This window comes from Marinobacter metalliresistant, assembly GCF_038098645.1.
Taxonomy (GTDB): Bacteria; Pseudomonadota; Gammaproteobacteria; order Pseudomonadales; family Oleiphilaceae; genus Marinobacter; species Marinobacter metalliresistant.
Window position 1 is genome coordinate 2,693,351 of sequence record NZ_CP101118.1, and the last position, 23,287, is coordinate 2,716,637.

Sequence of the window (23,287 nt, forward strand, 5' to 3'; positions counted from 1 at the left end):
TAATCGGACACGCTATGCGATCCGCTAAATAACAACAACAGAACCCGACGAGGAAACCCCATGCGCGCCTCAGTATCAACGGCACAGGATCTTGGCATGCCGGCCATTTACCTGCACCTTCTGGCCGAACTGCTGAACACCATTGGTGTTGATGAGCAGGACCTTCTGCTCCGGGTCGGGCTGGACCCGGCCAGGCTGAAATCCACTGAACTCCGGGTCAGCCAGACCCAAGCCAGCGAGTTTGTCACCCGGGCCATCATCGAAAGCGGAGAGCCGGGACTCGGCATCATGCTCGCCCGGAAACTGAAGCTTCCGCTCCATGGTGCCCTGGGTACCGCCGTCATGAGCAGTCGCACCCTGGGTGACGCCATGGAGCTGATGACCCGGTACCTCACCCTGCGGGTACCTCACCTCCAGATCAGCAAACGCGAAAACGCCAACCTCGTCTGGTACATCGTGACCTGCGATATCGATCTCGGGCCGCTGCACGGCTTCATTATGGATGCCATGCTGTTCGGTTGCGTGTCCATGGGAGCCCAGTTGACCGGATCGGTCGTTGACGGCTTGCGGATCCTTCGACGGTGCCCGGAACCCGCTTATTTTCAGCGGTTTCGCTCACAGATACCGGTACCGGTGGAGTTTGGTGCCACCGACAACGCCCTGGTGATTCCCGTCTCCCGGCTGAGCCTGCCGGTGCGGTTCACCGACGACCAGCTGGCTGCTTCCTCCCGGGCCCAATGCGAAGAGGCGTTACGGCAGCTGACCGAGGACGCCGGATTCGCCTGTCGGGTACGGCGGGTTATTGAAACCAGCCATCCCTTTCCACCGAAACTCGCCCGGGTTGCCGGCACCCTGTTTATCTCCGAACGGACACTCAAGCGCCGGTTACAGGAGGAAGAGGCCAGCTTTCAGCAGCTGGTGGATCAGGTCCGCCTGGAGCGGGCGGGCGACCTGCTACGAAACACCACCATGAACCTGAGCCAGATTGCCGATGCCTTGGGTTACGCCGATGCCGCCAATTTCACCCGGGCCTTCAAGCGCTGGACCAATACCAGCCCAAGCCATTACCGAAACGCTTCGAGGACACCTGGCTCCGTGCCAGCGCCAACAGACCGGATACTGACAGCCGGGTAGTCAGTCGATACCGATGATCTTGTGCATTTGCAGGGTCAGACGCCATTGCGGGTGGGCCAGACAGTAATCCGTGGCAAGGCGGGTATTGCTTTGCCTGACGCCGTCAACACCACCTTCCGGCGCTGACGGCGATGCCATCGGGGAAAGAAAATAGTGACTGGCCCGAATGTGCAGGAACCGCTCCGGCGTGGCCAGAGGCTGCGGATACACCAGTTTCAGCTCGTCACAGGTTTCGATAACCACCGGCGCATCCGCCTTCGGGCTGACACACAGCCAGTCAATGCCAGCGGGGGCCGGCAGGGTGCCGTTGGTTTCCACACCGACTTCGAAACCCTCCCGGTGGAACGCCTCGATCGCGGCCGTGTCCAGTTGCAACAAGGGTTCGCCGCCGGTACAAACCACATAGGGTTTACCGGGCGCATCCGGCCAGAGGCTGCGAATGTGCCCGGCCAGGGCTTTCGGTGAGTCAAACCGGCCACCGTTCTGGCCATCGGTGCCAACAAAATCCGTGTCACAGAAATGACAGACCGCACTGGCGCGGTCTTTCTCCCGCCCGGTCCACAGGTTGCACTTGCTGAACCGGCAGAAGACAGCGGCCCGGCCGGCCTGGGCGCCTTCACCCTGCAAGGTATAAAAGGCTTCCTTGACCCGGTACATCAGCAGTTATCCTCGTACTCGATTGGATCTGGAACACCATTGGCAGCAAACGCCTCAAGCCGCTCCACACAGGAGCCACAGCGGCCACAGGCGCGCTCGCGACCGTTGTAGCAGGTCCAGGTCTGTGCATAATCCAGCCCCAGACGGAGGCCTTCGGCCAGGATCCGGCCCTTATCCATAGCCATGAAGGGCGCTTCGATGCCCACAGGCTCATAGTTGGCCACACGGCACACCGCGTCCATCCTTGCCACAAATTCAGGGCGGCAATCCGGGTAGATGGCATGATCACCACCATGGGCACCGTACCATACAGCCCTGGCACCCACCGTTACCGCGTATCCGGTGGCCAGGGACAGCAGGATCATGTTGCGGTTGGGCACCACGGTGGCCTTCATGCTGTCTTCTTGATAGTGACCTTCGGGCACCTCGAGTTCCGAGGTCAGCGCCGAGCCGGCCATCACCTCGCTCATGGCCCGGATATCAATCACCTTGTGGGGAATGTCGTGGGCTTCACACACTGAACGGGCACACTCCAGTTCGCGGACGTGTCGCTGCCCGTAATTGAAAGACAGGGCATGAACCCGGTAACCACGATTTCTGGCCAGGTGTAGCAGCGTGTAGGAGTCCATGCCTCCGGAATAGATTACAACCACGGTGTCAGTCATTCGGGCTCCCCGTATGGTGCGATTCGAGTTCGGCTGGTTTACTGTCGGGCCCGTTCCTGTTGCTGTCATCGGGCTTTTACAATGAATGGACATATTGTAACAGTACAGGCTCAGGTTGGGTTCGCGTCTCGGGTTCGGGGCGGGTAAACTCGGCTAAAAACAACTCATCATCTACACTGATCCCATGACTACTATCCGCCCGGCATTTATCGATTTCGAGGCATCCAGTCTTGATCTGATCGCAAGCTACCCGATTGAGGTAGGCATCTGTATGCCGGACGGCACCCTGCACAGCTGGCTGATCTGTCCCTACGTTCTGTGGCAAGACTGGTCGGAGAGCGCTGAACAGATTCACGGCATTTCCCGCCAGACGCTTGAGGCAGAGGGCATTGCGGCCAGTGAAGTGGCTCGGGCCCTGAATGAGCTGCTACCGGAACAGGTATTTTGCGATGCCTGGACCTTCGACAGTTTCTGGCTGCACCGGTTATTCAGGGCAGCCCGTATCAGGCCCGCTTTCCAGCTTGAATCTATCTCGGCGCTGCTGAACTCGCAGCAGCTACGGCAGTGGTCCGCCATGCGCCAGCAGGTGATTTCAGAACTCGGCTTGCCAGTGCACCGGGCGGCCAATGACGCCCTGATCCTCCACAAAACCTGGGAACGGATCGCCCTGCCAGAAGACTCCGCGATGCCACTGGCCGGCCACAGCCGCCAGGCCTGATCGTTTTATCGCCAGAGATGGGTCGGAAATCTGTACGAAGTAGTGGCTACGAGGTTTCCACTACGTTTTCACTACGTAAAAAAAACGCAGCCATAGAGGCTGCGTATAAAGGAGAGATCCATCGACTGCCTGGCGCGGCAGGCAGCCGGGATTGCACAACGTAAAACACGTGACGCTGGGAATTATGCCAACCGCCCATGGCGCCGTCTGTAGGGGTTTGCCGAAGATGCCGGCCTATTGCAAACGGCCCGTTAGCCTATACACTGATAGTCGAACCGAAACACAAGAGCCGGTATGACCAGAATGATTCCACAACTCATTGCTTACACAGCCGCAGGTTGCCATGCAGGGCAGTCTGTTCGCGCGATGGTGAACGACATCTGACGGCTTTCGGTCAGTCCCGGGAGCCTCTGTAGCGACCGGGTCAGCTTCTCCGCAAAACCCCGGTCGCCCTCGGCACCGGGGTTTTGTTTTTGCAGCCGCAAAACGACAAGGAGAACATCATGAAAAGACATCCGACAACACGAGCAGCGAACCAGCCCATGAACAATCGCCAGGGGCCGATCAAGCCTCCGGAGAAGCTGCCGCTGCTGGATGCGATCTGCCAAAAACTGAATCAGCGCGTCAACCTGGATGATGAGCAGCGGGTGCTGGGTGTGTACGAGCGTGGCTGGATCTTCAACGGCGTTCTGGGCAATCTGGACGGTGCCGAGGCCCGTTACGTCAGGGCACTGGCTAATCGCTATAACTCCTGGATTGCGCGTCAGGTCGCCTGACCGCCGTCTTCAGGGTTGGAACGTACAGGGCCTGAACCGGTCAATGGCGCCGGTTCAGGCCCTGCATCATGGCCATGTCTCCCCCGTGGACCATGGCGTAGTTGTTCACCACATCATGAATCTTTTCCTGGGAGTAGGGCTTCACCACATAACCGTTGGCGCCAGCACTGATGGCCCGCTGGATGCTTTCAATGGAATCATCGGCTGTCACCAGCACGATATGCTGCTGCTCCCGGCTGCGCTTGAACTCCAACATCAGCTCGTGGCCATCGCCGTCAGGCAGGCCCAGATCCAGCAGAATGATCTGAAACTCCTGGGCTTCAAAAGCCGCCCTGGCTGAGCCCGCATCCATACATTCGGCTACCTGCGTTGCCCCGGCCTTGTAGAGCATTTCCACCAGCCGCTCTCTCATCACCGGCTCGTCTTCTACTACCAACACTCTCAGATCTGTCATGGGTTGCTCCTGTCATACTGTTGGGTCGTTGCCCGTGCGCCGGGGCAGATCCAGTGGCGCAGGGCGGGGCTGGTCCGGCTCCCTGAGATCCGAGCTGGCCGATACCTCCTGCGGCCCGGTCAGTGATTCCTCCATACCAAATCGGGTCAGGATATTGCTGATGCTCACCGCCGTGGTGTACAGGGAGATGGCGATGATCAGGAGGATCGGCTGAACAAAGGTGACAAAGCCGGGCACATCGGAACTTCCCAGTATACTCAATATCAGAATGATTGCCGGGCCCAGCACCACAAACAGGGTCAGCGCGATAAAGAAAACGATGCGTTCCTTGTAGCGCCCCAGGTCCCGGTTGGTAACCAGCCCGAGCACAAACTTGCCAATGGCAAGACCGGCCAGAATGGCCGCCGCAATACTCAGATCCGGCCGGAGCAGGGTTTCGTAGAGCCGGCCTTCCCACAGCCGCTGCATACCAATGATCAGAAAGGGAAACAGGACGAACAGGATGTCTGCATAGGTCCCGTACATCATGCTGAGGGAATGGTGCTCTCGGCGTTCCGGCAGTTCACTCATTGCGTTGTTCCTGTTGGTTGTTCACGGGTCGAATCAGCCCGGGGCCTCCGAAGCCGTCAGGGCGCGGTCTATCATTTCACCGAGCCCTTCCAGTTCGCTGCGAACCCGATCCCAGTCCGGGTCAGTGGCTTTCAGAAGGTCTTCAAGCCTGCCCGCCTGGCGGGTCATCAGAGGATAGCCCATTGCCCCTGCTGTTCCCTTAATCTGATGGGCTTCCGTTCTTAAGACTTCCCGATCGCCATGGGCCAGCGCCTCTTCCATCCTATGCCGGCGATCCGCCAGACTGTCAAGAAACCGGGCTACCAGGCCGGCAACCTCGGCCTCCTCACCGGCCTCCGTAACGGAGGCCGGGCTGGCAACCAGCAGTCGTTCCAGCAACGATCGGAGATGCGACTGATCAATAGGCTTGTTCAAAACCCCATCACAACCGGCATCAAGCAGAGCATCCGTTTCCTGCTGATCGCCGGCGGTAAAGGCAATCACCGGCCGCCGGAACCCCGCCTGGCGGAGCAGCGCGGTGGCGGCAACGCCATCCATGCCAGGCATATGGCGATCCATCAGGACCAGATGGATCGTGTCTGAAAGCGCCGTCCGGACCGCTTCATCCCCACTGGTAACGGCCACCACGTCCACCCCTTCACGGCGCAGCATACGCTCCACCAGCTGGCGGTTTTCCTCGTTGTCTTCCGCCACCAGCACCTTGCCCTGATAACGCCGCGCGGGCCGTTGCGCACTGTCCGGGCTGACCACAAGATACTTGGCCAGGGTTTCGAAAAACCGCTGTTTGTCAATGGGCTTGGCCAGATGCTCATTACAGCCCGCCAGCCGGTAATCGGCAATATCCTCAGACATCACATTGGCAGTGAGGGCAATAACCGGCGTATTCACGCCGGCTTCGCGCAACGCCGCAGTCGCATCCCGACCATTCATGACCGGCATCTGGATATCCATAAGAATCAGATCGAAAGGTTCACGAATGGCCAGCTCCAGTGCTTCGGCGCCATTGGCCACATGCACCAGCTCTGCCCCGGTGCGAGACACCAGCAGGGACACCAGGCGCCGGTTAACGTCGTTGTCTTCGGCACACAGGATTCGGCCAGAGAGTCGCGGCGCCACCACCATGGGTATGGCTCTGCGACGCTGACTCAGCTCCGAGGCATCCCGCAGGAAATGCACCTGCTCCAGTGATCCGGTACGGATCGAAAGCTCAAACTCACTGCCCTCGCCATAGGTACTGTCTACCCGGATACTGCCCCCTAACATTTCCGCCAGACGTCGGGAGATGCTAAGCCCCAACCCGGTTCCACCGTATTGTCTGGAAATGGCGGCACTACCCTGGGCGAAGGGATCAAACAGCCGGCCCAACTGCTCCGGCTTCATGCCGATACCGGTATCGACAATCCGGGCCACCAGTAGCTCCTGATCGCGATCGCATCGTACGACCAGGGAAATCGAGCCTTTTTCAGTGAATTTCAGGGCATTTCCACACAGATTTATAATGATCTGGCGCAACCGGGTCGGGTCCGTCTGGATTTGTTCCGGTAACGGGTATTCACAGATAATGCTGAAATCGAGGCCCTTTTCCCGGGCCCGGGGCGCAAAAAATGCCCGGATTTCATCCAGCAGTTCCGGCAGGTTGACCGAGACGATATCCACGTCCAGTTTGTTGGCATCGATTTTCGAGTGATCAAGAATATCGTTGACCAGTTCCAGCAGATGGCGCCCGCTGCGCACCACTGTCTCGGCACTGCTTCGTTTCTCCGGCTCGCTCAGGTCCGGGTCAAGCAGGGTTTCGCCATAACCGATGATCGCTGCCAGCGGCGTGCGGATTTCATGGCTCATGTTGGCCAGGAACTGGCTTTTCGCCTCGGCCGAATTGCGGGCCAGCTCCTTCTCCAGGCGCTCCTGCTCTCGTTCCCGTTCGATGCGCTGCCGGTTATGGCTCTCCGTGGCATCGATGCAGGTTCCCTCCAGGTGCGTCGGTTCGCCATCGGCGTCGTACACCGTATGCAGTGAAATGGTGGCCCAGCGCTCATCGCCGTCCCGGGTCAGGTACCGGGCCTCGATACCCTTCACTGTGCCCTTTGCTTCCAACTGCTCCACCACCAACCGGCGCAGGCGATCATCGGCAATGCAGGTTTCCAGTACGTCCGGATTGCGCTTGAGCAGCTCCCGGCTGCTGTTATAGCCCAGCAACCTGGCCATCGCCGGGTTGGCAGTGACGAAACGACGGCCCGGGGACATCTGGAACACCCCCTCAATGGCATTGTCAAACAGTGACTGGTAGCGCTGCAGATTCGATAAGGCCCGCTGGCTCCAGCCCAGGGCCTCGCCCTGGACCTGCTTGATCCGGTCCGCCAGCGCAAACGAGAAGAGTATGATCTGGGCCGTCAGGCCGAACTGGGGTGAATAGGTGGTGAAGGTGTTCAGGGGCAGCAGGCCCATTACCGTAAAGGCATAGATCCCGAAGCCAACAAGCGCCAGGGTCCAGGCAAAGAAGTAGGAGCGGGCCGCCGGGTTGTAATAGCGCCAGGACAGGTAACTGACCACGATCATGATCAGGCTCAGCAGGATCGAGCCGACAACAATCCATTCCATTGCCACGTGATAGGGCAGGAACAGCGACAGTACAAACGTGGTGACCACGGCATAGAGACAAAGCCGGATAACCTGATCAAGATCCGCTGATCGCTCCCGGGTCTCCAGCAGCGACCGGGCCATCAGCAGGCCCCAGAACCAGGTCAGAGTGATCTGGAAGTGCAGAAACTGCTTGTTGAACAGGGCAGGCCGGTTCTCTAGTAACTGGATACCGTGGACCTGTTCGGTGAAAATAAAGACGGTCGCTGACACCAGATAGAGCACGTAATAGATATTACTGCGCTCACGGACCGAAACGGCGACAAAAAGGTTATAGGCCAGAATCGCCAGCACCGCTCCCAGCAGGATGCCCCGGACCAGTTCATCCACCGATACCTTTTCAATATAGCTGTCGGGGTGCCACAGGCTGATGGGCAGCCGGAAGGTGTTGGTGTTGATGACCCGCAGGTAAACCCGGTTCAGGGTATCGGGCGCCAGGGACAGTCGGAAGGTCGGGTTGGGCACCGCCAGGTCCCTCTCCGCCCAGTTATCTTTATAGCCGGCCCGCCGCTGCTCAACCAGGGTGCCGTCGCGAACCATGAACAGGGCGACTTCATCCACCAGGGGCAGGGCCAGTTCCAGAATCCAGTCGGTCTGGTCCGGGTTTTTGCCTGGACGCAGATCAAGGCGTACCCAGTAGGCGGATTCCGTGTAGCCAAAGTTCAGCACGCCGCCGTCGTGACGGGTGAACGCGCCAGGTTCAAGTTTGCGGACCTCATCCAGGGTCAGGGTCTGCCCCGGGTCCTCCAGGTACCAGATACAGCCCCCCAGATCCCGGATACTCTCGACACCCGCACTCAGGATAATCTCGCCATCACGGCAGGGTTCGGCCGCACCGGCCGACGCCGGCATCGTGATGGTGGCCAGGAACAGCAGGACCATCAACGAACGCGTCACCGCTGGGAGCGCCAATGTAAGCCGTTGCCGCAAAATGTGATCTCCGCGAGGGTAGATACCGGTTTTATGTTTTATTGTCAGCAGCCGCGCAGGGACATTCGCCCCGCGGTCATTCACTTTAGCGGTTTACACTGCTTTTCGCATCCCGGGGCCTTCTGAAATGAGACATTCCTACCTGTTCGCCGCAACTTCCATTGTGACCCTGGTTCTGGCAGGGTGCGACCCGGACACCTCCGGTGGTGGCTATCTGAACCCTGCAACCGACGTAGACCTGCCGTTGGAAACCTTCCGGCTGAGAGACACTGAAGGGCTGGACTCGGTTCTGCAATACACAACCTTCCAGGACCTCTACCGGGGCATGGAGCCGGCAACCGAGGGCAACGATAACGGAAGCGCCATGGCGATTCGAAATCATCTGGATAACTTCCTGGGTACAGAGCCGGATTCCGGAGGGTCCGATTACATCAGCTTGCGCAACCCTCTCGACCTCATCAATGAGGTGATTCGCTCAGGCCAGGTGGATAACTTCAATGAGGGGCGTCGCCTGATGCGGGACAGCATTGAAAGGGACGAAGCCGCAAGCTTTAACACTCCGGCCAACGACGCACTGATCCGGTTCACCGAAACTGGAAGCGAGGACAGCGCCTCACAAGCCGACAGCACCTGGATCTACGTGATGCTGGACTGGACTTACAACCCTGCGATGAAGAAAGTATTTCGTGCCAGCCAGTTTGTTGCCAGGCAACCGGCCGAGGATGACGAGAGCCCGGCAGAAGTAGCCAGCGCGGCCTGGAGCGGCCGATTCAGCTCGAATACGTTTGGCACCACCGGATTCAACCAACCGGAATTTTCCGCCACAAGTTATACCGGTCGCACCCTTGGCAATGTGGAGCTTCTTCAGGAATTCATGGAAACCCAACGCGATACCCTGACACTCACTAACGCCTCAGGAATTGTCATTAACGGGGACGAGCCGGATTGCGTGAAAGTCATAATAAATTACGGGGAGACGCGGGCCCGGGTTTTTACCTCGAAAGACGAACCCGCCATGCTGGAAGAGGGAGACGCAAGAACGCGCAATCCGCAGCATTGCGGAAACCAACGGAGTGGAGATGAAGCTTTTATCTACACTACGATCAACGTCGAAGATCGTCAGTGACCCTCTTCGCGCAGATCCCAGTTCCGCAGAAAACCCTTTTTCCGGTCGATCATCCGCTCATAGGTGGAAATCATGATCGCCGCGTGCGGGGCTTTAACTAAACGAAGCGTTTCAATCCGGCGCTCAAGGCGCTCTACTTCCGAACGCACCTGCTGATGCACATGATTGCGAACACTGTCATGATGATCCAGCCTGACCTCGCGGGAGACAGGCTGGTGGCTGGGTAGTGTGGGTTTGTCCATTCGGCCTCTCGTCCATTGAGTCGTGATAGATCCTTTTCCCATTTCGTAAGTCTGCACAACTGTCAGACAAAGCGCAATGAAAATGAATAGAGTTTCATTTTTAGGGTGATCGGATTATCTGGTTGATACATCAACCTACTGCTGGTGCATGCTTCCCTCGCTAATTCCAGCAAGAACCCCACACGCCTCAACTTCCCGGTCATCGTTGCAACTCGCTCTCAGTGAAACGAGTTGCTTCTCAAGCGCTTGCAGAGCGGTTATCTGCGACCGCACATGAGAGATGTGATCATCGAGCAAGGCGTTGACGGCAGTACAAGGCTGATGAGGGTCGTCCTGATAGCTCTGTAGTTCGTGAATCTCAGCCAATGAGAGGTCCAGGATTCTGCAGCGACGGATGAAGGCCAGCCGCTCACTATGCTTCTCGGTATAGACACGGTAACCGTTTTCCTGCCGATCAGGCGGCGGTAACAAGCCCTGCTGTTCATAGAAGCGGATCGTCTGTGTATCGACCCCTACTAACCGTGCCAACTGACCAATGCGCATCAGACTCCTCCTCAACGGATTCTCTCCGCTTTGTTGACCTTATAGTGGCTATATGGTTTTAAATGATAACCCAATAATGTTCAAGTGGAGTCGTATCATGAGCAAAACCTGTGGAGACGCCTGTGGCTGCGATGCAACGCCCCCAGCGGATACCGATATGCGGGACTCCTCCGAAGCATCGGGGAAATGGGTCAGCGTTTATGCCGTGCCGAAGATGGACTGTCCATCAGAAGAACGAATGATTCGCCTGGCCCTGAACGGCTTTGAAGATATTCGGACGCTGTCGTTCGACCTGTCGAACCGTCGGTTGGAGGTCGTGCACGACGGCGAGGTCGAGCCCATCACCGCGAAACTGACGACCTTGAGGCTAGGAGCCTCGCTTCAGGAAACTGTTGCTGCCGATCCGGAGACAATCAAGGCCGCCGAGTCCTCGGCAGCCTCTGCTACGCAAGAGTCCGGCACCCTGCGTTGGTTGCTCGGCATCAATGCAGTCCTGTTCGTGGTGGAAATGACTGCCGGTCTGATTGCCCAGTCCACCGGCCTGATTGGCGAGTCCCTGGACAATTTTGCCGATGCGGCAGTGTACGGGCTCGCCCTTTATGCCGTTGGGCATAGCGTGAAAATGCAGGTACGTGCCGCGCATCTTGCTGGTGTACTCCAACTGATCTTGGCTGTTGGCGTACTCGCAGAGGTGGTGAGACGCTTTTTATTCGGTAGTGAACCCGAATCGCTGATGATGATGGCTATCGCATTCGTCGCATTGATTGCCAATACCATTTGTCTGCTGCTGATATCCAAACACCGAGAGGGCGGGGCGCACATGAAGGCAAGCTGGATATTCTCGGCTAATGACGTGGTAATCAACGTGGGCGTCATCGCCGCTGGCGCCCTGGTCGCGTGGACCGGATCCAATTATCCGGATCTGATAATTGGTACCATCGCGGGGGTTGTCGTGCTTAACGGTGCCAGGCGTATTCTGGCGCTCAAGGGTTAAATAATGTCCATTATTGGCAAAAATCTCTCGCCGTATGCCCTGTTGTCCATATGAATACGTGGAGAAGGAATCTTTCAACCACCCCTACACCTTCGTGGCAGCCCAGACCGGCCTGGACGAGAAGACGGTACGGGAAATATTCAACGCCCGCGCCGAGTTCCTGGGTCGCTGGCACCGCTTCGAGACGCCCCGCATTTTGGGCATCGACGAGCTGTACCTGAACAAGCGCTACCGCTGCATTCTGACCAACATCGAGGAGAGGACCCTGCCCGATCTGCTGGCCGCCCGCCGTCAAAGCCGTGCTGCCACAAGCCCGAATCGTCGTCGATAAGTTCCATCTGGTGCGCATGGCCAACGATGCCCTGGATGAGTGGAAAATCCGTATACCCCATTTTTATTTATGGGCTGGCAGAATCCGCATGCGGCTCAGGCAACAGAACCCCTGCTATAGTTCCCTGTAGACAAGAAATTTCCCACCCTTACAGGAGCTACCATGACCCAGACATCCGTGGCGGATACCCTGCGTGAATACCTGTCACTGCTGGAACTGCTGGACGATGCCTACTGGGAAGCCAGCAGCATTCATCACAAGGACATGCTGTATGACATCATCAGCATCTTCAGCCAGGAAGTGGCCGAGATCAACAAGCTCAGCATCCAGGATCACCACTATCCCTACGAAGTGATTACGGAAGGTATCAGGCGGGTTGTCCCAAAACTGGAACGGCTGGATGAAAACCGGGAGGACGTGATCCAGCGCACCCAGACACTGACCGATTTCCGCGACATACTGTCGTCTGTGCTGGGCATTCTGGAAGCACAGCTGCGAACCATGTGAGGCCTCCGCCTCAGGCGGCAATCATCGGTCGCCGGTGCTCCGGGATCAGTGGGAACCGGTTGCAGACAGTGTAGACAAACTTCCCCAGTGCCGGCAGGTGATGGCCAACAATCGGAAAGCCGGTGTTGAGCAGGCTGACCGAGATATCCCGGGCAGCATCGGCCCAGCACAGCTTGTTGATCAGACCAACATGGCCAAAGGCAAACCGGCTCTGCTGTCCCCAGAGACCCACCGGATTTCCGCCCAGCATCATGCCGGCACTGAACCGCATGGGCACCATCATGGTCCGGTCGATCTGGAGCGAGCCGAACTGCTGGATGGCACGACGAATGGTGAGCTCACTGCAGACCCGCCGGCCATTCCAGAGGCCCCCGTTCAGCATCATCTGGAAAAAACGCCCCATTTCTTCTGCTGTCCCACACAGGTTCCCTGCCGGGATCACAGCCTCCTGAAAGCGGGGGTCGCTGGCAACCCTCTCAACTGTCCGGATGTCGCCACCCAGGGCCCGGTTTACTATCCAGGAAACCGGGAACCTGGGCGTCGGACCGGTGGCGTAATTACTGGCCAGATCATTCAGGTGCTCGGGGGCAATGCCATAGGTAAACCATTTCATGCCCATCGGCCGGCGCAGGTGCCGGTCGAGATAGTTTTCGATGGTGTCCCCGGTGACACTCTCCAACACCCGCTGTAACACAAAGCCACCGGTGATGGCATGGTAGGCAACCTTGGCACCGTCCACTTCCACAGGCCTGGCCGCGCATAACAGGCGCCAGATCTCGTCGCGATCCCACAACACATCAATGGGCGTTTCCCTCGGAATGGCCGGAATACCGCCGCGGTGGGAGAGGATTTGATGGACCGTGATGGTCCGTTTCCCATTACTGGCAAACTCCGGGCAATAGTAGGACACCGGATCCATCAGGTTAACCAGCCCCTGTTCCGCCAGAATATGCATCAGCAGGGCAGTTACCGCCTTGGAGGCGGAAAAGTAGCAGATCGGTGTATCGGTGGTCATCGGAACCCGGACCGCATTCGGGGGGTCGTGCGGTCCGTTGCCGGTGGCGTGGCCAATGGCGCGATGCAGGATCTGTTCGCCCTGGTGGCGAACAGAAATCTGGATTCCGGGGTGCACTCCTGTCCGGTAAAGCCCCTGGACGCTGCGCCAGATCGTCTCGACAGTCTCTTCACTGACACCTGCGGCTGCCGGATTTTCACCCGCAGCGTCCCGGAAGGTGACGGTCTCGAGATCTCCGGGAATCTGGCAGGTGTGAAGCGCACGACGGGCAAATCGGTTCATCTGGTCAAACCTTTATCAAGATGGTTGTTTTTATTCTATCTTCAATTCAGCCGACACAAATGACATTGGCCGGATGGCGTCCGGGCCAGCGTCAACGACTCCCCCCGGCAAGGGCCTCAGGACTCATTATGAACCTGGTCGTGGAGGTGCGCCATGGCCACACAGTTACGGCCCCAGCCCTTCGCCAGATACATTGCCTTGTCCGCGGCGGCACACAGTGCTGCCCCGTTCTGGGCGTGTTCGGGGTAGACCGCGACACCGACGCTGATGGTCAGTGGCACGGTTTTTCCGTCGCCCAGTGGCTGTGGCGCCCCGGCTACTTTGCGGCGCAAACGCTCGGCGGTGTCACGTGCTTCGTCCAGACCCATTTCCGGCAATACAATCACAAATTCTTCGCCCCCGAACCGACCGATGGAATCGACACTGCGGACGCTGCCCAACAGCAGACGACTGATAGAACGGAGCACCGAATCACCCGCGGCATGGCCGTAGGTATCGTTAACGTCCTTGAAATGGTCAAAATCAATCCAGAGCAAAGCCATCGGTCGCTGGTAACGCCTGGCCCGCTCCAGCTCCTCCTCCAGAACCCTCGACATTTCCCGCCGGTTGAAGAGTCCGGTCAGTGGATCCCGGATCGCCAGTTCCTCCAGCTCGGATTCCAACTCCTTGCGGTCGGAGATGTCCAGGACAATGCCCTCGAGCACGACCGTGCCGTCCTCCTCCTCAACACCCCGGCCACGCTCCCAGACCCAGATCCGGCTGCCGTCCTTACGGGTCAGGCCATATTCCAGTGAAAACGATTTGTCGTTCGCCAGTGCCGCCTTCACTTCGCAGAAGATACGCTCACCGTCCTCGTCGTCCATCAGGCTGGCATAACTGGTTACGCGGTTTTCTATCAGTTCCTCCGGCTCGTAACCCGTCAACCGGGCACAACCCCGGGAGACAAACAGCATGGTCCATTGGGGATCGTACCGGCACCGGTAGGCCATGCCCGGGAGGTTGTCCATCAACACCTGGAGCTGGCGCTCCCGTTTACGCAGCGCCAGACGCTGGCCGTGCTGCAGGGCCAGCAGCGCCCGGTCCCTGGTGAGCTGGCGGAAAAGCACCGAAAACAGCACCAGGCCGGTCGTAAGGACAAAAAAGAAGCCTTTCCAGGTCTGAACCATAGACAGGGTCTTCGGGTCCGGAAACCAGACCTCGGCAAGGGCATCGGAAAACATAATCCAGGCGAAGCCGGCGATCAGGTACACCGTAACTGCCCAGCCGGCCCGACGCAGAGGCGTCTGATTGCTGCTCAAAGTACTCATTCCCCGATGTTTCGCCCCTGAAGGCGCCATGGACACACTGTCACCAGCGTTTGGATTTTCATGATGTACGAAAAATAGTCATAAGGGGACTTCAAGTCGAGGGCCAAATGTCATTACCGGTAAAATCAGCGGGGTTCCTGTCCCTCTCCGCCCGCCAGCGAGCAGTTGTCGCTCTCGTCCTTAGCTGATCTAATCCCGGAATCCAGTCATTCCGAAGGAGCCGAGCATGACGCCGGGCATCAACGCCGCACGCAAGGCCAACGTGGCCCATTCCATTCACGAGTATGACCATGATCCGTCCAGCGAGAGCTACGGCACGGAAGCAGCCGAGAAAATGGCCGTTGATTCCGCCCGGGTGTTCAAGACACTGGTGGTCGCCATTGATGGCAAGGAGCTTGCTGTCGGCGTGGTTCCGGTGACCACCATGCTGAACATGAAGCTGATTGCCCGGGCAGCCCGCGGCAAAAAGGCCGCCATGGCCGACAAACAGTCTGTACAGCGCAGCACCGGTTACGTATTGGGCGGAGTCAGCCCCCTGGGCCAGAAAAGAAAACTCAAAACCTTTATTGATGCGTCCGCCCGGAATTTCAAAACCATTTTTGTCAGCGCAGGCCGCCGGGGTCTGGAAATCGAACTGGCACCGGGCGACCTGGCCCGGCTGACCGGAGGCACCTTTGCCCCGTTGCATCAGGAGTAAGCGATGAATCACGCCACGGGGTGGTTGCCATCGACGATGCATGGAGGGCAATTCTCTTCAGCGTGCTGCTGGTATTCGCCGAATGTTCATTTTGCCGCTGGTTATCGGCTCCACCGGCATAAAAAAGCCCGTAAGACCAACACAGTCTAACGGGCTCCCGACGGAGGGCCGGGCGTGATTCCGTATCCTTATTTCACAGACGCTCGCGCATCGGCAAGGATCTTGTTGAAGGTTTCGCTCGGCTGCATCACCTTGCAAACCTCCTCCGTCGGCGGATGGTAGTAACCACCGAGATCAGCCGGATGGCCCTGGATCACACTCATTTCCTCAAGGATCTTGTCTTTGTTCTCTTCCAGCTGTGTGGACAGCTTACCGAAGAACTCCTTCAGCTCCTTGTCCTCGTCCTGGTTGGCCAACTCTTCCGCCCAGTAACGAGCGAGGTGGAAGTGGGAACCACGGTTATCCAGCTCACCGGTAACACGGGACGGCGACTGGTTGTTCTCCAGCAGGCGCTCGGTGGCCTTGTCCAGGGTCTGGCCCAGCAGGCAGGCGCGATCGTTCTTCTGTTTCTCGCCCAGCTCGTCCAGGGATACCGCGATGGCCAGGAACTCACCCAGGGAGTCCCAGCGCAGGTGGTTTTCCTGCAGCAATTGCTGTACGTGCTTGGGCGCGGAACCGCCGGCGCCGGTCTCGTAAAGGCCTCCACCGTTCAGCAGCGGAACAATGGACAGCATCTTGGCACTGGTGCCGAGCTCCAGGATCGGGAACAGGTCGGTGAGGTAGTCACGCAGTACGTTGCCGGTCACGGAGATGGTATCCAGTCCGCGGATCAGGCGTTCCATGGTCCAGCGGATGGCGCGAACCGGCGACATGATGTGAATCTCGAGGCCTTCGGTGTCGTGCTCTTTCAGGTAAGTCTCGACTTTCCTGATCAACTGGGCATCATGGGCACGCTCATCATCCAGCCAGAACACGGCCGGCATGCCGGTTGCACGGGCGCGGTTGACGGCCAGCTTGACCCAGTCCCGGATCGGCAGGTCCTTGGTCTGACAGGCGCGCCAGATATCACCCTGCTCAACGTTGTGCTCGGTCAGTACGGTGCCGTCTTCGGTCACGACACGGACAATGCCGTCTTCCCTGATTTCGAAGGTTTTGTCGTGGGAACCATACTCTTCCGCCTTCTGGGCCATCAGGCCGACGTTCGGCACCGTCCCCATGGTGGTGGGATCAAAGGCACCGTGGGTCTTACAGAAGTTGATCACTTCCTGGTAGATGGTGGCGTAGGTGGACTCGGGCATCACCGCCTTGGTGTCCTTGAGCTTGTTATCCCGGGCCCACATCTTGCCTGAGTTACGGATCATCGCCGGCATGGAGGCATCGACGATCACATCACTGGGCACGTGCAGGTTGGTGATGCCCTTGACGGAATCGACCATGGCAATTTCCGGACGGTGCTCGTAGCACGCATGCAGGTCTTCCTGGATCTGCTCCTGCTTGGATTCCGGCAGCTGCTTGATCTTCTCGACCACGCTGGAAAGCCCGTTGTTCGGGTTAACGCCGATTTCGTCGAACAGGTCGCCGTACTTATCGAACAGGTCCTTGTAGAAAACCTTCACCGCGTGACCAAACACGATCGGGTGGGAGATTTTCATCATGGTGGCTTTCACATGCAGGGAGAACATGACGCCGGTCTTTTCGCAGTCTTCGATGGCATCTTCGAAGAACTTCACCAGGGCCTTCTTGCTCATGAACATGCCGTCCAGCACTTCGCCTTCCTGCAGCGGCAGGTCAGACTTCAGAACGGTCTGTTCGCCCTTCTTGTTCTCGAACACAATGCGCGCGTTGGTGGCCTTGTCCAGGGTCACCGACTGTTCACTGGAGTAGAAATCGCCACCGCGCATGTGTGACACGTGGGTACGGGAAGCAGGACTCCATTCGCCCATGGAGTGCGGGTACTTGCGGGCAAACGCCTTGACCGCGGCCGGAGCCCGGCGATCAGAGTTACCTTCACGCAGCACCGGGTTTACCGCACTGCCGAGGACTTTGGCATAGCGGGACTGGATTTCCTTCTCTTCGTCAGTCTCGGGGTGTTCCTTGTACTCGGGAACCTTGTAACCCTGTTCATTCAGCTCCTTGATAGCCGCACGCAGCTGCGGGATGGAGGCTGAGATGTTCGGCAGCTTGATGATGTTGGCGTCGGGGTCTTTGGTGTAGTCGCCCAGTTCGGCCAGGGCATCCGGAACCCGCTGATCTTCTTCCAGATAATCCGGGAAGGTCGCCAGAATACGCGCCGCGAGAGAGATGTCGCTGGTTTCAAACTCGATACCAGCGGGCTTGGCGTAGGTTTCCAGGATCGGAAGAAGTGACCGCGTCGCGAGGACTGGTGCCTCATCGGTCAGTGTGTAGACAATCTTGGCTTTGGATGATGTCATTTTCGTCCTCAGGCTAATGGGTGGGTTCAGGACGGTCATGGCGGGGCCAGGCGTCTCTTGAACGCCTGGCCTGAGCAATGACTGATTAGGAACTTTTGATAGACTGACTAAGATACCATTTTTTCGTAAATTTTGGTTACGATCTTAGTATAAGAACAGACTAAAAATGCCTGATCTTCGATTACAAGACGATGAAATGGCGGGAATTTACGAAACTTTCTAACATTGCCTTGGAGTAGACGCGGGGCGGGTAAAGCCTCCCAAAACACGCTCCTTGCGGCACATCCTTGTGACGCTTGGGCTCCGCCATCCATGGCTCCGCACAGTTTTGGGAGGCTCCACCCGTCCCGCTGTTGGGCTATTCAGGTGAGTTCCGCAGGAAGAATCTCGCCCGTTTTCAGCGACTTATTGTCAACAAAACCAGCCTTATTCCGGCAACAACCCGACCGCAGCCAACCGCTCCCGAATATGGTCCAGGGCCTCGGGATTCCCAAGAGCATCCCGGTTGTCCGCCTTTTTCGAGCCGTTGATCAACCGCGCCACCGCCAGTTCCACCTTCTTGCCGCTGCGGGTGTACGGAATGTCATTCACCTGCACGATGTGCCTGGGCACGTGGCGTGGGCTGGCACCTTCGCGGATCCGGCTCTTGAGCTGTTTCAGCAGGTCGTCGGTGATGGCCTGGTCTTCGGCAGGGACCACCAGCAGGACCACTTCCACATCGCCTTCGATCTGGCGGCCAACCACCAGGCTGTCTTTGACTTCGGCCACGGTCTCTACCTGACGGTAGATTTCCGCGGTGCCGATGCGGACGCCGCCGGGGTTAAGGGTGGCGTCGGAGCGGCCGTAAATGATGGCGCCGCCGTGTTCGGTGAATTCGATGAAGTCACCGTGGGCCCAGACACCGGGAAAGGTATTGAAGTAGGCGTCGCGGTAGCGTTCGCCCTCTGGGTCCTGCCAGAAGCACACCGGCATGGACGGCAGTGGCTGGCGGCAGACCAGTTCGCCCCGACCTTCACTGACCGGTTTGCCGTCATCGCCATAGGCAACGGCATCCACCCCGAGGAAGCGACACTGGATCTCACCGCGGCGCACCGGCAGCAGCGGGGTAGAACCCACGAAGCAACCGCAGATGTCGGTACCGCCGGCGATGGAGCCGAGCAGCGCATCGGGGGCGCCATCGGTGTACATCCAGTCGTAATCTTCCGGCAGCAGCGGGGAGCCGGTGGAGAACACGACCCGCAGCTTGCTCTGGTCCAGGGTTTTCGCGGGCTGGAGCTCGGCCTTGCGGCAGCCGGCGATGAACCGGGCACTGGTGCCGAAGTGAGTGACCTTCTCCTCCGCCACGGTGTCCCAGAGGAAGCTGAGGCTCGGATAACCCGGGGAGCCGTCGACGGTAATCACCGCCGCGCCGGTCATCAGGGCGGAGGCCTGCCAGTTCCACATCATCCAGCCGCACGTGGTGAAGTAGAGGAACCGGTCCTCCGGGCCCACATCGCCGTGCAGCATCAGTTCCTTGGCATGATTCACCAGCAGGCCGGCGTTGCCATGGACGATGCACTTGGGTTTACCAGTGGTGCCGGAGGAGTACAGGATATAAACGGGATGGTCCGGTGGCAGCGGGGTGAACGAGGGCGGCTTGCCAGCACCGAAGGTCAGAGCGTCTTCCCAGGTGGTAACCAGGTCACCCGAAACAGGCGCTTCGTCCGGCAGTTGCTGGACACTGACGACGGTTTTAAGCGTCGGCAAGCCGTTGACCAGCCCGGCAAAGTCCTGCTGGCGGGCAAAGACCTTGCCGCCATAGCCGTAGCCGTTCACCACGATCAGTGCGGCGGGTTCAATCTGGCCAAACCGGTCGAGAATAGCACCCACGCCGAAATCGGGCGAGGCGGAACTCCACACCGCACCAAGGCTGGTAGCGGCCAGCATGCCGACCATGGCTTCATAACCGTTGGTCACGACACCCGCGACGCGATCCCCCTGGCGGATACCCCTGCTTCGCAGGAAGGCCTCCAGGGCGCCGGCGTCTGCCTTGAGCCGGGCATAACTGCGGCGCAGCACCGGCCGGGTTTCGCAATAGGCCACCACGGCCTCGCGGTCCGCATGCTCACCATCCGCCAGCCGGAGCAGGTTGGCGGCGAAGTTGAGTTTCATGCCCGGGAACCACTGGGCACCGGGCATATCGCGCTTGCCCAAGACCTGGTTAGCCGGGGTATCGCACACCAGGCCGCAGTAATCCCATACCTTCTGCCAGAAGGTATCCAGCTCATCAATCGACCACTGATGCAGGGCATGGTAATCCTCGAAAGGGCCGAAGCCCTGCTGCTCCAGCCAGGCCTTGAACTGGCCCATGCGGGAATTTTTCAGGGTGTCTTCCGAGGGAGACCAGACTACCGGTGATTGCTCTGTGTGACTCATCCGTCTCTCCTGTTACTCACTGCATGTGCCAGCCATGGCTGACCACGATGGATTGGCCGGTCAGCGCCGCAGACGGGAAGGCCGCCAGGTGCACGGCCAGTTCAGACACGTCCTCCAGCGTGGTGAACTCTCCGTCCACCGTATTTTTCAGCATCACCTTGCTGATGACCTCTTCCTCGGAAATGCCCAGTTCCTTTGCCTGTTCGGGAATCTGTTTGTCCACCAGTGGTGTGCGGACAAAGCCGGGGCAGATGATATTGCTGCGTACCCCGTGTTCCGCGCCTTCCTTCGCAACCGCCCGGCACAGGCCCAGCATGCCGTGCTTGGCGGCGACATAGGGTGACTTCAGTGGAGACGCCTCCAGGGAATGCACCGAACCCATGTAGAGCATGGTGCCACCGCCATTGGCGTACATCTGGTTCAACGCAGCCCGGGTGACCAGAAAGGCACCGTCAAGGTGCACGCTCATGACCTTCTGCCAATCGGAGAACGCCAGTTTGTGCACCGGGTCGATATGCTGGATGCCGGCATTGGCCAGGGCGATATCCAGGCCGCCCCACTTTTCAACAATGGCGGCGACACCATCATCAACTGCCTTTTCATCGGTGACATCCATGGCCAGGGCCATGGCGGTGCCACCGGCCTTTTCGATGGCATCAACGGCTTCCCGGGCACTCTCCAGGGTCAGGTCGGCAACCGCAACCCTGGCACCCTCCCGGCCATAATGTTCGGCGATGGCCCGGCCGATGCCGCGGCCGGCACCGGTAATCAGGGCAATCCTGTTTTCCAGACGCATTGTTATTTTCTCCTTAATCGTAAGCCACGCTCGGCAACCAGGTCGCGATTTCCGGTACCAGGAACACGATAGCCAGGGCTGCCAGCTGAATAATGATGAACGGCACAACGCCACGATAGATATCCGTTACCTTGATCTCCGGCGGCGCCACACCCTTGATGTAGAACAGCGCAAAGCCCACCGGCGGGGTCAGGAACGACGTCTGCAGGCACATGGCAAACAGGATGGTGAACCACACCAGGTCAAAACCGAGCTGCTGCACTACCGGTGCCACCAGGGGCAGGATGATCAGGGTGATCTCCACCCAGTCCAGGAAGAAGCCGAGCAGGAAGACAGCAAACAGGATGGTGAGAACCACACCATAGGGTCCAAAAGACAGGCCCAGCAGGGCGTCTTCGATCACCTGGTCGCCACCCAGACCCCGCAGCACCACAGAGAACGCGGTTGCGCCCAGGAAAATGGCAAAGATGAACGCCGCCGTGCGGGTTGTCTGCTGCATGGAGGAGTTGAGCACTTCCAGGTTCAGTCGGCCAGACATCAGGGCCAACAGCAGAGCGCCCAGTGCGCCGACACCGGAAGCCTCCGTTGGTGTCGCTATTCCGGCAAAGATGGAGCCCAGCACACCCAGAATCAACGCGGCCGTCGGTACAACGGCCTTCGCCACTTCCCAGACGATGCCCCATGTCACTTTCTCCGTACCCTCCGGCACCGGCGCAATGTGCGGTTGCAGCATGGGACGGATAATGGCGTAGGTCACGTACATGGCACCCAGCATCAGGCCGGGGAAGAACGCCCCCATGAATAGGTCGCCGACCGACGCTTCGGGAACCGCCAGCCGGTCAGCCATCAGCACCAGCATGATGGAAGGCGGAATCAGGATACCCAGGGTCCCGGTGGCACAGGCCGTGCCCACGGCAAACCCCTTGTCGTACTTGTTCTCCATCATCACGGGCAGGGACAGCATGCCCAGCAGCACCACGGACGCACCGATGATACCGGTGGTCGCTGCCAGCAGTACGCCGATGACAATCACTGTAACCGCATAACCTCCGCGAACGGCGCCAAACAGTTTTACCATGCTGTTCATCAGCCGCTCAGCCACGCCAGACTGGTCAAGCATGATGCCCATGAAGATAAACATGGGCAGGGCGACAAGGGTCTCGCTGTTTACGACCTTCCATATCCGCTCAGGCACAAGCCCCATGGAGGAGGAATAGTCAAACCATAGATTGGCGCCAAAATTTTCGACCGCGATTACACCGATGACTGTCCAGATAACCGCGGTGCCACCCAACACCCACGCAACCGGGTAACCGGTCATCAACAGCGCCCCGAACGTGAGGAACATGCCGATTACAAACAGGGTTTCAAGCTCCATCAGGACGCATCCTCTTTCTTGTTATCCCCGGACTCGACCCGGATTGGCTTCGGAAAGCCGAAAAGCAGGGCAGTGACTTTCAGCAGACGGGACAGGGCAGCGATAATCAGCAGCACAAAAGACAGTGCCAGAACGCCCTTGAGAATCCAGCGATAAGGAAGGCCGGCGGGTGCCTGGCTGGTCTCGCCCTGTTGCCAGGAACTGAAGGCGTAGGGGACCATTTCGTAAACCGCCAGCCCGAGAAACGGCAACAGCAGGAATACCAGGCCGAACAGTTCAATCCAGGCCTGGCCTTTGAGGGACAGGCGCTCATGGATCACATCCACCCTGACATGATCATCCGTCACCAGGGTGTAGCCCAGCCCCAGCAACCAGCCTGCACCGGCCAGGTGCCACTGAACTTCCTCCAGGGTTACCGACCCCGAGCCAAAGGCATAGCGACCGACCACGGCGTAGATGATTACGCCGGTAACCACAACCCAAAGCCAGGAGGCACTCTTGCCTATTGCAGAAATCACCGCGTCCATAACCTGGCTGAGGCGGGTTGTAGGAAACTCCGTGTGATGATGAATAAATTGACCGGCGTCCGACGCCGATGCGTGCACATCGGGCGGTGAGCCTTTATCAGACACTGCCATACAACAGTTCCTCGTTCAGAAAGCATGCCATGAAACAGGGATG

The 23,287-nt window shown here is 58.7% G+C and carries 21 protein-coding genes and 1 pseudogene; 8 read left to right on the forward strand and 14 right to left on the reverse strand.

Features of this window, described 5'->3' with window-relative positions:
• Positions 1–60 precede the first annotated feature (60 nt).
• Positions 61–1,134 (forward strand): AraC family transcriptional regulator, encoded by a 1,074-nt coding sequence (locus tag NLK58_RS12665; protein ID WP_341580902.1) that lies wholly within the window; start codon positions 61–63, stop codon positions 1,132–1,134.
• Here the strand turns inward: NLK58_RS12665 and queE are convergent, their stop codons facing one another.
• Positions 1,135–1,791, reverse strand: a complete 657-nt coding sequence (gene queE / locus NLK58_RS12670; RefSeq protein WP_341580903.1) for a 7-carboxy-7-deazaguanine synthase — start codon at positions 1,789–1,791, stop codon at positions 1,135–1,137.
• Positions 1,791–2,456 carry a 7-cyano-7-deazaguanine synthase QueC gene (gene queC / locus NLK58_RS12675; protein WP_341580904.1) on the reverse strand — a complete coding sequence of 222 codons (666 nt, stop codon included), beginning with the start codon at positions 2,454–2,456 and terminating at the stop codon, positions 1,791–1,793. Before queC ends, queE begins: the two co-directional genes overlap by 1 nt.
• Positions 2,457–2,640: 184 nt before the next feature.
• On the opposite strand from queC, the gene NLK58_RS12680 reads away from it, so the two are divergent.
• Both NLK58_RS12680 and NLK58_RS12685 read left to right on the forward strand, forming a co-directional pair.
• The gene (locus tag NLK58_RS12680) at positions 2,641–3,174 is read left to right on the forward strand and encodes a hypothetical protein (RefSeq protein ID WP_341580905.1); all 534 of its coding nucleotides are present in this window, start codon (positions 2,641–2,643) and stop codon (positions 3,172–3,174) included.
• A gap of 503 nt (positions 3,175–3,677) precedes the next feature.
• Positions 3,678–3,950, forward strand: coding sequence for a hypothetical protein (locus tag NLK58_RS12685; protein WP_341580906.1), 273 nt, complete (start codon positions 3,678–3,680; stop codon positions 3,948–3,950).
• A gap of 40 nt (positions 3,951–3,990) precedes the next feature.
• On the opposite strand, the gene NLK58_RS12690 is transcribed toward NLK58_RS12685, so the two are convergent.
• Genes NLK58_RS12690 through NLK58_RS12700 form a run of 3 tightly spaced genes read right to left on the reverse strand, consistent with a single transcriptional unit; the run spans position 3,991 to position 8,493 of the window.
• Positions 3,991–4,404 (reverse strand): response regulator, encoded by a 414-nt coding sequence (locus NLK58_RS12690; RefSeq protein ID WP_341580907.1) that lies wholly within the window; start codon positions 4,402–4,404, stop codon positions 3,991–3,993.
• A gap of 12 nt (positions 4,405–4,416) precedes the next feature.
• Complete coding sequence (locus tag NLK58_RS12695) at positions 4,417–4,974, reverse strand: hypothetical protein (RefSeq protein WP_341580908.1); 558 nt, start codon at positions 4,972–4,974, stop codon at positions 4,417–4,419.
• A gap of 33 nt (positions 4,975–5,007) precedes the next feature.
• Positions 5,008–8,493 (reverse strand): response regulator, encoded by a 3,486-nt coding sequence (locus NLK58_RS12700; RefSeq protein ID WP_341582802.1) that lies wholly within the window; start codon positions 8,491–8,493, stop codon positions 5,008–5,010.
• A 175-nt stretch (positions 8,494–8,668) separates the two neighbouring features.
• Between NLK58_RS12700 and NLK58_RS12705 the strand changes: the two genes are divergently transcribed.
• Positions 8,669–9,667 (forward strand): hypothetical protein, encoded by a 999-nt coding sequence (locus NLK58_RS12705; protein WP_341580909.1) that lies wholly within the window; start codon positions 8,669–8,671, stop codon positions 9,665–9,667.
• Here the strand turns inward: NLK58_RS12705 and NLK58_RS12710 are convergent.
• Both NLK58_RS12710 and cadR read right to left on the reverse strand, forming a co-directional pair.
• Positions 9,661–9,909 carry a hypothetical protein gene (locus tag NLK58_RS12710; protein WP_341580910.1) on the reverse strand — a complete coding sequence of 83 codons (249 nt, stop codon included), beginning with the start codon at positions 9,907–9,909 and terminating at the stop codon, positions 9,661–9,663. The genes NLK58_RS12705 and NLK58_RS12710 overlap by 7 nt on opposite strands.
• A gap of 135 nt (positions 9,910–10,044) precedes the next feature.
• A complete protein-coding gene (cadR, locus tag NLK58_RS12715; RefSeq protein ID WP_117618870.1) occupies positions 10,045–10,452 on the reverse strand; it encodes a Cd(II)/Pb(II)-responsive transcriptional regulator in 408 nt (135 codons plus the stop codon).
• A 97-nt stretch (positions 10,453–10,549) separates the two neighbouring features.
• Here cadR and NLK58_RS12720 point away from each other — a divergent pair, with 97 nt between their 5' ends.
• The 3 genes and pseudogenes from NLK58_RS12720 to NLK58_RS12730 all read left to right on the forward strand — a co-directional run bounded on the left by NLK58_RS12720 (position 10,550) and on the right by NLK58_RS12730 (position 12,284).
• Positions 10,550–11,446: a cation transporter gene (locus NLK58_RS12720; protein WP_117618871.1), complete on the forward strand. Its 897-nt coding sequence runs from the start codon at positions 10,550–10,552 to the stop codon at positions 11,444–11,446.
• Positions 11,447–11,477: 31 nt separating this feature from the next.
• Positions 11,478–11,814 (forward strand): annotated as a pseudogene (locus NLK58_RS12725) (transposase); the annotation flags it as partial.
• A 125-nt stretch (positions 11,815–11,939) separates the two neighbouring features.
• The gene (locus NLK58_RS12730; RefSeq protein ID WP_099618196.1) at positions 11,940–12,284 is read left to right on the forward strand and encodes a hypothetical protein; all 345 of its coding nucleotides are present in this window, start codon (positions 11,940–11,942) and stop codon (positions 12,282–12,284) included.
• A 10-nt stretch (positions 12,285–12,294) separates the two neighbouring features.
• Here NLK58_RS12730 and NLK58_RS12735 read toward each other — a convergent pair whose 3' ends face one another.
• Together NLK58_RS12735 and NLK58_RS12740 are read right to left on the reverse strand one after the other, a co-directional pair.
• Positions 12,295–13,581 (reverse strand): serine hydrolase, encoded by a 1,287-nt coding sequence (locus NLK58_RS12735; RefSeq protein ID WP_117618872.1) that lies wholly within the window; start codon positions 13,579–13,581, stop codon positions 12,295–12,297.
• Positions 13,582–13,697: 116 nt separating this feature from the next.
• Complete coding sequence (locus NLK58_RS12740; protein ID WP_117618873.1) at positions 13,698–14,888, reverse strand: sensor domain-containing diguanylate cyclase; 1,191 nt, start codon at positions 14,886–14,888, stop codon at positions 13,698–13,700.
• 226 nt (positions 14,889–15,114) lie between these two features.
• On the opposite strand from NLK58_RS12740, the gene ybaK reads away from it, so the two are divergent.
• Positions 15,115–15,585, forward strand: coding sequence for a Cys-tRNA(Pro) deacylase (gene ybaK, locus NLK58_RS12745; RefSeq protein ID WP_117618874.1), 471 nt, complete (start codon positions 15,115–15,117; stop codon positions 15,583–15,585).
• Positions 15,586–15,773: 188 nt separating this feature from the next.
• On the opposite strand, the gene NLK58_RS12750 is transcribed toward ybaK, so the two are convergent.
• The 5 genes from NLK58_RS12750 to NLK58_RS12770 form a co-directional block, all read right to left on the reverse strand.
• A complete protein-coding gene (locus NLK58_RS12750; protein ID WP_341580911.1) occupies positions 15,774–18,017 on the reverse strand; it encodes an NADP-dependent isocitrate dehydrogenase in 2,244 nt (747 codons plus the stop codon).
• 426 nt (positions 18,018–18,443) lie between these two features.
• The gene (locus tag NLK58_RS12755; RefSeq protein ID WP_341580912.1) at positions 18,444–20,432 is read right to left on the reverse strand and encodes an acetoacetate--CoA ligase; all 1,989 of its coding nucleotides are present in this window, start codon (positions 20,430–20,432) and stop codon (positions 18,444–18,446) included.
• Between the two features lie 16 nt (positions 20,433–20,448).
• Positions 20,449–21,228 (reverse strand): 3-hydroxybutyrate dehydrogenase, encoded by a 780-nt coding sequence (locus NLK58_RS12760; protein ID WP_117618877.1) that lies wholly within the window; start codon positions 21,226–21,228, stop codon positions 20,449–20,451.
• Positions 21,229–21,241: 13 nt separating this feature from the next.
• Entirely contained in the window at positions 21,242–22,606 is a 1,365-nt protein-coding gene (locus NLK58_RS12765) for a TRAP transporter large permease subunit (protein WP_341580913.1), read from the reverse strand.
• Entirely contained in the window at positions 22,606–23,244 is a 639-nt protein-coding gene (locus NLK58_RS12770; protein WP_341580914.1) for a TRAP transporter small permease subunit, read from the reverse strand. The genes NLK58_RS12765 and NLK58_RS12770 overlap by 1 nt, the downstream gene beginning before the upstream one ends.
• Between the last annotated feature and the right edge of the window lie 43 nt (positions 23,245–23,287).

What these genes read in the sequence shown, in the direction of transcription:
- NLK58_RS12665 (WP_341580902.1), top strand. Translation starts at nt 61, where the DNA reads ATGCGCGCCTCAGTATCAACGGCACAGGATCTTGGCATGCCGGCCATT.
- queE (WP_341580903.1), bottom strand. Translation starts at nt 1,791, where the DNA reads ATGTACCGGGTCAAGGAAGCCTTTTATACCTTGCAGGGTGAAGGCGCC.
- queC (WP_341580904.1), bottom strand. Translation starts at nt 2,456, where the DNA reads ATGACTGACACCGTGGTTGTAATCTATTCCGGAGGCATGGACTCCTAC.
- NLK58_RS12680 (WP_341580905.1), top strand. Translation starts at nt 2,641, where the DNA reads ATGACTACTATCCGCCCGGCATTTATCGATTTCGAGGCATCCAGTCTT.
- NLK58_RS12685 (WP_341580906.1), top strand. Translation starts at nt 3,678, where the DNA reads ATGAAAAGACATCCGACAACACGAGCAGCGAACCAGCCCATGAACAAT.
- NLK58_RS12690 (WP_341580907.1), bottom strand. Translation starts at nt 4,404, where the DNA reads ATGACAGATCTGAGAGTGTTGGTAGTAGAAGACGAGCCGGTGATGAGA.
- NLK58_RS12695 (WP_341580908.1), bottom strand. Translation starts at nt 4,974, where the DNA reads ATGAGTGAACTGCCGGAACGCCGAGAGCACCATTCCCTCAGCATGATG.
- NLK58_RS12700 (WP_341582802.1), bottom strand. Translation starts at nt 8,493, where the DNA reads ATGGTCCTGCTGTTCCTGGCCACCATCACGATGCCGGCGTCGGCCGGT.
- NLK58_RS12705 (WP_341580909.1), top strand. Translation starts at nt 8,669, where the DNA reads ATGAGACATTCCTACCTGTTCGCCGCAACTTCCATTGTGACCCTGGTT.
- NLK58_RS12710 (WP_341580910.1), bottom strand. Translation starts at nt 9,909, where the DNA reads ATGGACAAACCCACACTACCCAGCCACCAGCCTGTCTCCCGCGAGGTC.
- cadR (WP_117618870.1), bottom strand. Translation starts at nt 10,452, where the DNA reads ATGCGCATTGGTCAGTTGGCACGGTTAGTAGGGGTCGATACACAGACG.
- NLK58_RS12720 (WP_117618871.1), top strand. Translation starts at nt 10,550, where the DNA reads ATGAGCAAAACCTGTGGAGACGCCTGTGGCTGCGATGCAACGCCCCCA.
- NLK58_RS12730 (WP_099618196.1), top strand. Translation starts at nt 11,940, where the DNA reads ATGACCCAGACATCCGTGGCGGATACCCTGCGTGAATACCTGTCACTG.
- NLK58_RS12735 (WP_117618872.1), bottom strand. Translation starts at nt 13,581, where the DNA reads ATGAACCGATTTGCCCGTCGTGCGCTTCACACCTGCCAGATTCCCGGA.
- NLK58_RS12740 (WP_117618873.1), bottom strand. Translation starts at nt 14,888, where the DNA reads ATGAGTACTTTGAGCAGCAATCAGACGCCTCTGCGTCGGGCCGGCTGG.
- ybaK (WP_117618874.1), top strand. Translation starts at nt 15,115, where the DNA reads ATGACGCCGGGCATCAACGCCGCACGCAAGGCCAACGTGGCCCATTCC.
- NLK58_RS12750 (WP_341580911.1), bottom strand. Translation starts at nt 18,017, where the DNA reads ATGACATCATCCAAAGCCAAGATTGTCTACACACTGACCGATGAGGCA.
- NLK58_RS12755 (WP_341580912.1), bottom strand. Translation starts at nt 20,432, where the DNA reads ATGAGTCACACAGAGCAATCACCGGTAGTCTGGTCTCCCTCGGAAGAC.
- NLK58_RS12760 (WP_117618877.1), bottom strand. Translation starts at nt 21,228, where the DNA reads ATGCGTCTGGAAAACAGGATTGCCCTGATTACCGGTGCCGGCCGCGGC.
- NLK58_RS12765 (WP_341580913.1), bottom strand. Translation starts at nt 22,606, where the DNA reads ATGGAGCTTGAAACCCTGTTTGTAATCGGCATGTTCCTCACGTTCGGG.
- NLK58_RS12770 (WP_341580914.1), bottom strand. Translation starts at nt 23,244, where the DNA reads ATGGCAGTGTCTGATAAAGGCTCACCGCCCGATGTGCACGCATCGGCG.